The sequence below is a fragment of the Streptomyces sp. NPDC057654 genome (assembly GCF_042800135.1).
Taxonomy (GTDB): Bacteria; Actinomycetota; Actinomycetes; order Streptomycetales; family Streptomycetaceae; genus Streptomyces.
In genome coordinates this window covers 1-5,240 of the sequence record NZ_JBHVHQ010000616.1, presented here as the reverse complement: position 1 = coordinate 5,240, position 5,240 = coordinate 1, and the positions used below count along the sequence as shown (strand labels likewise).

6 protein-coding genes are annotated in these 5,240 nt (G+C 68.1%); 2 read left to right on the top strand and 4 right to left on the bottom strand.

The features are described from left to right. The 4 genes from ACFU99_RS31995 to ACFU99_RS31980 all read right to left on the bottom strand — a co-directional run. Positions 1 to 451: non-canonical purine NTP pyrophosphatase (locus tag ACFU99_RS31995; RefSeq protein WP_384398685.1), on the bottom strand; the 451-nt coding region annotated here is incomplete at its 3' end. 9 nt (positions 452 to 460) lie between these two features. Further along, positions 461 to 874 carry a hypothetical protein gene (locus ACFU99_RS31990; RefSeq protein WP_384398683.1) on the bottom strand — a complete coding sequence of 138 codons (414 nt, stop codon included), beginning with the start codon at positions 872 to 874 and terminating at the stop codon, positions 461 to 463. 127 nt (positions 875 to 1,001) lie between these two features. Beyond that, positions 1,002 to 1,733 carry a ribonuclease PH gene (gene rph / locus ACFU99_RS31985; RefSeq protein ID WP_384398681.1) on the bottom strand — a complete coding sequence of 244 codons (732 nt, stop codon included), beginning with the start codon at positions 1,731 to 1,733 and terminating at the stop codon, positions 1,002 to 1,004. 118 nt (positions 1,734 to 1,851) lie between these two features. Next, on the bottom strand, positions 1,852 to 2,136 hold the full coding sequence (locus ACFU99_RS31980; protein ID WP_363226884.1) for a PTS glucose/sucrose transporter subunit IIB: 285 nt from the start codon (positions 2,134 to 2,136) through the stop codon (positions 1,852 to 1,854). 173 nt (positions 2,137 to 2,309) lie between these two features. Between ACFU99_RS31980 and ACFU99_RS31975 the strand changes: the two genes are divergently transcribed. Next, a complete protein-coding gene (locus ACFU99_RS31975; RefSeq protein WP_384398678.1) occupies positions 2,310 to 3,620 on the top strand; it encodes a PTS transporter subunit EIIC in 1,311 nt (436 codons plus the stop codon). A gap of 261 nt (positions 3,621 to 3,881) precedes the next feature. Next, entirely contained in the window at positions 3,882 to 5,186 is a 1,305-nt protein-coding gene (locus tag ACFU99_RS31970; RefSeq protein WP_384398676.1) for a PTS transporter subunit EIIC, read from the top strand. Positions 5,187 to 5,240: the final 54 nt, after the last annotated feature.

The following is a 5,240-nucleotide window of genomic DNA, read 5'->3' as shown; positions in this document are numbered from 1 at the left end:
CCGCAGGGGTGTGGCGGAGGGTGCCCTCCAGGCGGCCCTCCACGACGCGTTCGGTGCCGTCGGGGAGGGCGAGGGCCGCCGCGCAGGCGAAGTGGGCGGCGCGGTGTTCGTCGGCGATGTCGCCGAGCTGGGCGAGGAGCAGGTCCAGGTTGGCCTGGTCCTCGCCGTGGGTGCCGGACCAGCGGGCGGAGAAGATGCCGGGCGCGCCGCCCAGGACGTCGACGCAGAGGCCGGAGTCGTCGGCGACAGCCGGATGGCCCGTGGCGCGGGCCAGCGCGTGGGCCTTGAGGAGCGCGTTCTCGGCGAAGGTGACGCCGGTCTCCTTGACGTCGGGGATCTCGGGGTAGGCGTCGGCGCCCACGAGTTCCACGTCCAGACCGGCGTCGGCGAGGATCGCGCGCAGCTCGGTGACCTTGTTGGCATTGCGGGTGGCGAGGATCAGACGGTGCATGGGGCCCGATTATCCAGGTGCGCACGTCTTGACGAGGCCGCTGGTCGCGTCCTTGAGGCTGGAGAGGTCGGGGCGCCGGTTGTCGGCGACCGCGTCGTCGATCTCGTCGACGGCTTTCCGCAGCGCGCTCACCGACTTCTTCACCGACTCGTCGTCCGACTTCGCCAGCCGCCCGAGGTCCTTGTTCAGCCGGTCCACGGACTTCTTGGCCTCGTCGGAGCCCGCCGACGTGTCGTGCACGGTGCGTACGAGGTCGCTCACGTCGTCGGAGAGCGTGGAGGCGAGCCGTCCGCAGTCCACCGCCTTGTCGACGGGGTCGCACGCCGATATGAGGGGCACCGCGATCACGAGCACGGCACAGGCGGTGACGGCGGTGGTGGTGACGCGGCGTCGCCGTCGGCGGCGCGGGCGCTCGGTGGTCATGGCGGGGTCCCCTCCCGGAAGCAGCGGATGCGGGGTACGGGCGTGCGTACGCCCGTCTCCCGCATCCCTAGGAACGCGCTTTCCCCCGCCGAGGGTTGCTCCGCCGCCCCGTCACGGCGTTATCGCGTCACAGCTTCGCGGCGAGCGCCTCGCGCTGGGCGGCGTCGAGTGTGGCGCAGCCCGCGACGGCCAGGTCGAGGAGGGAGTTGAGCTCCGTGCGGTCGAACGGCTCGGCCTCGGCGGTGCCCTGGATCTCGACGAAGCGGCCGTCGCCGGTGCAGACGACGTTCATGTCGGTGTCGGCGCGTACGTCTTCCTCGTAGCAGAGGTCGAGGAGCGGTACGCCGCCGACGATGCCGACGCTGACGGCGCTGACCGTACCGGTCAGCGGCTGCCGCCCGGCCTTGATGATCTTCTTGCCCTGGGCCCAGGCGATGGCGTCGGCGAGGGCGACGTATGCGCCGGTGATGGCCGCCGTGCGGGTGCCGCCGTCGGCCTGGAGGACGTCGCAGTCGAGGACGATGGTGTTCTCGCCGAGCGCCTTGTAGTCGATGACGGCGCGCAGCGAGCGGCCGATGAGGCGGGAGATCTCGTGCGTACGGCCGCCGATCTTGCCGCGTACGGACTCGCGGTCGCCTCGCGTGTTGGTGGAGCGGGGGAGCATGGAGTATTCGGCGGTGACCCAGCCCTCGCCGCTGCCCTTGCGCCAGCGGGGGACGCCCTCGGTCACGGAGGCGGTGCAGAAGACCTTGGTGTCTCCGAAGGAGACGAGGACGGATCCTTCGGCGTGCTTGCTCCAGCCGCGTTCGATGGTGATGGGGCGGAGTTGGTCGGGCGTGCGGCCGTCGATGCGAGACATGGGGTCGAGCCTATCGGCATCGCGAAGGGCCCCGTTCCGGTGCGTGCTCGCGGGCGGGCGCGCGGTGGAGGGGGCCCTTCGGGAAGTCCGCGGAAGGCGCCGCGTGGGGTTCAGCGGTTCACATCATGTCTTCGATGTCGGCGGCGATCGGGTCGGCGTCGGTGCCGATGACGACCTGGATGGCGGTGCCCATCTTGACGACGCCGTGGGCGCCGGCGGCCTTGAGTGCGGCTTCGTCGACGAGGGAGGGGTCGACGACCTCGGTGCGCAGGCGGGTGATGCAGCCCTCGACCTCTTCGATGTTGTCGAGGCCGCCGAGCCCGGCGACGATCTTCTCAGCCTTGCTGGCCATGTGCACTCCTGTTGTCTCGGCCCTTCGGCGGCGCCGCCGAGCGGTTTTCACACGTTAACGCACGGATGGCCCAACTATGTGGGCGTCGGCGTGCCATCCGGCTGAGGATGGCGGCTATCCGGTGCCGCGCTCCGGGTGGGGCCGCGTCGCTATCGCAGTGGTCTACACCAGTATGCGGCAGGCGGCAAGTGTGCTGGAGAGCAGCGACGTCCGGGAGGACGCAGATGAGTGCAGACGCCGCAGCGGCGGGCCCGAGGAAGCGGTCCGGGGCGCGGAAGCCGTGGCCGCAGCGGTTGTTCCAGGGCATGCAGAAGATGGGGCGCAGTCTGCAATTGCCGATCGCGGTGCTGCCTGCCGCGGGCATCTTGAACCGGCTCGGCCAGGACGATGTGTTCGGTGCGACGGGGCTCGGCTGGGACGACGTGGCGAAGGTCTTCGCGGGCGCGGGCGGTGCGCTGCTGGATTCGTCGCTGGGGCTGCCGTTGCTGTTCTGCGTGGGTGTGGCGATCGGGATGGCGAAGAAGGCGGACGGTTCGACGGCGCTGGCCGCTGTCGCGGGGTTTCTCGTCTACTACAACATCCTGCATCAGTTCCCGGACTGTTCGGGCGGTGCGGAGTTCACGGCGGGCACGTGTCTGAAGGGGTCGTCGGCGGATCTGCCCTCGTATCAGAATCCGGGGGTGTTCGGCGGCATCGTGATGGGGCTGCTGAGCGCGTGGTTCTGGCAGCGGTTCCACCGGGTGCGGCTGGTGGACTGGCTGGGTTTCTTCAACGGCCGGCGGCTGGTGCCGATTCTGATGTCGTTCGTGGCGCTGGTCGTGGCGGTCGTCTGTCTGTGGGTGTGGCCGCCGGTGGGTGACGCGCTGACGAGTTTCAGCAGGTGGCTGACGGATCTGGGGTCGACGGGCTCGGGCATCTTCGGCGTCGCGAACCGGGCGCTGCTGGTGATCGGGCTGCATCAGTTCCTGAATACGTTCATGTGGTTCCAGTTCGGCGATTTCACGAAGCCGGACGGCACGGTGGTGCATGGCGACATCAACCGTTTTCTGGCGGGTGATCCGAGTGCGGGGCAGTTCACCTCGGGGTTCTTCCCAATCATGATGTTCGCGCTGCCGGCGGCGGCGCTGGCCATCGCGCACTGTGCGCGGCCGGAGAACCGCAAGGTGGTCGGCGGCATGATGCTGTCGGTGGGGCTGACGTCGTTCGTGACGGGGGTGACCGAGCCGATCGAGTACTCGTTCCTGTTCATCGCGCCGGTTCTGTATGGGCTGCACGCGGTGCTGACGGGTGTCTCGATGGCGGTGACGTGGGCATTCGGCGTGCATGACGGGTTCAGTTTCTCGGCCGGTTTGATCGACTACGTCATTAACTGGAGTCTGGCGACCAAACCTTGGTTGATCATTCCGATCGGGGTGTGTTTCGCGGTGGTCTACTACGTGGTCTTCCGCTTCGCGATCACCAAGTTCAATCTGCCGACGCCGGGGCGGGAGCCGGAGGAGTTGGCTGAGGAGATCGAGCAGGAGAACGTGCGCTAGCGCCGGTGCGGGAGCACTGGCGCCGGTACGTACGTTCGTACGGCTCTCACCTGGGGTTTCCCTGAGTGGTGGGACCTGTGGACATCAGCCCCCAAGTCCGTTGGCTCGGGGGTTGTTTGGCGTGTGTTGTGTAAAGCGGTGAATCATGGATTCCTTTATGTGGTCCTCACGTGTTACAACAGGTCTAAACCACTGAATGGTGTAGACCAAAATGCGGGCCGTCCCTTTTCCCCGAGCGCCCGCCTCACCTGGAGGAATCCGATGAGCACGGCCACCGCCACGGCGCCACCCGCGAAGAAGCGGGGGTCCGGGCTGTTCCAAGGACTACAGAAGGTCGGCCGCAGTCTCCAGCTGCCGATCGCGGTCCTCCCCGCAGCCGGCATCCTGAACCGCCTCGGACAGCCCGACGTCTTCGGCCCCGACGGCCTCGGCTGGGACAAGGTCGCCAAGGTCTTCGCGGGCGCCGGCGGCATCCTCTTCGACTCCTCCCTCGGCCTGCCGCTGCTCTTCTGCATCGGCGTCGCGATCGGCTTCGCGAAGAAGGCGGACGGTTCGACGGCGCTCGCCGCCGTCACCGGATTCCTCGTCTACTACTCGGTGATCCACCAGTTCCCCATCGCGTGCGCGGACGGCTCGAAGTTCGCCTCCACCAGCTCGCTCACCGGGGCCTGCATACCGGCGCACGGTGACGCGGTCGCCGCCGCGTACCAGAACCCCGGCGTGCTCGGCGGAATCATCATGGGTCTGCTGAGCGCGGTCCTGTGGCAGCGGTTCCACCGCACCAAGCTCGTCGCGTGGCTGGGCTTCTTCAACGGCCGCCGCCTGGTGCCGATCATCATGGCGTTCGTCGGCACCGCCATGGGCGTCCTGGTCGTCGTCGGCTGGCAGCCGATCGGCGACGCCATCACCAGCTTCGGCGAGTGGATGACGGGCCTGGGCTCCACGGGCGCGGGCCTGTTCGGTCTGATCAACCGCGCGCTGATCCCGGTCGGCATGCACCAGTTCGTCAACACCGTCTCCTGGTTCCAGCTGGGCGACTTCACCAACGCGGCCGGCCAGCTCGTGCACGGCGACATCAACCGCTTCATGGCGGGCGACCCGAGCGCCGGACTGTTCACCTCCGGCTTCTTCCCGATCATGATGTTCGGCCTGCCGGCCGCCGCCCTGGCCATCGCGCACTGCGCCCGCCCCGAGCGCCGCAAGGCCGTCATGGGCATGATGGTCTCGCTCGCGCTGACCTCGTTCGTCACCGGCATCACCGAGCCGATCGAGTTCTCGTTCATGTTCATCGCCCCGCTGCTGTACGCGGTGCACGCCGTGCTGACGGCCCTGTCGATGAGCATCACCTGGGCCTTCGGCGTCCATGACGGCTTCACGTTCTCGGCGGGTCTCATCGACTACGCGCTGAACTGGAACCTCGCGACCAAGCCATGGATGATCATCCCGATCGGCCTGTGCTTCGCGGTGGTCTACTACGTGCTCTTCCGCTTCGTGATCACCAAGTTCAACCTCACCACCCCGGGCCGGGAACCCGAGGAAGAGGTCGAGGACCTCACGAAGGCGTGAGCGGCGCCCGCTGAGATCTGACGAAGGGCCCTGGAACCGGCTTGGTTCCAGGGC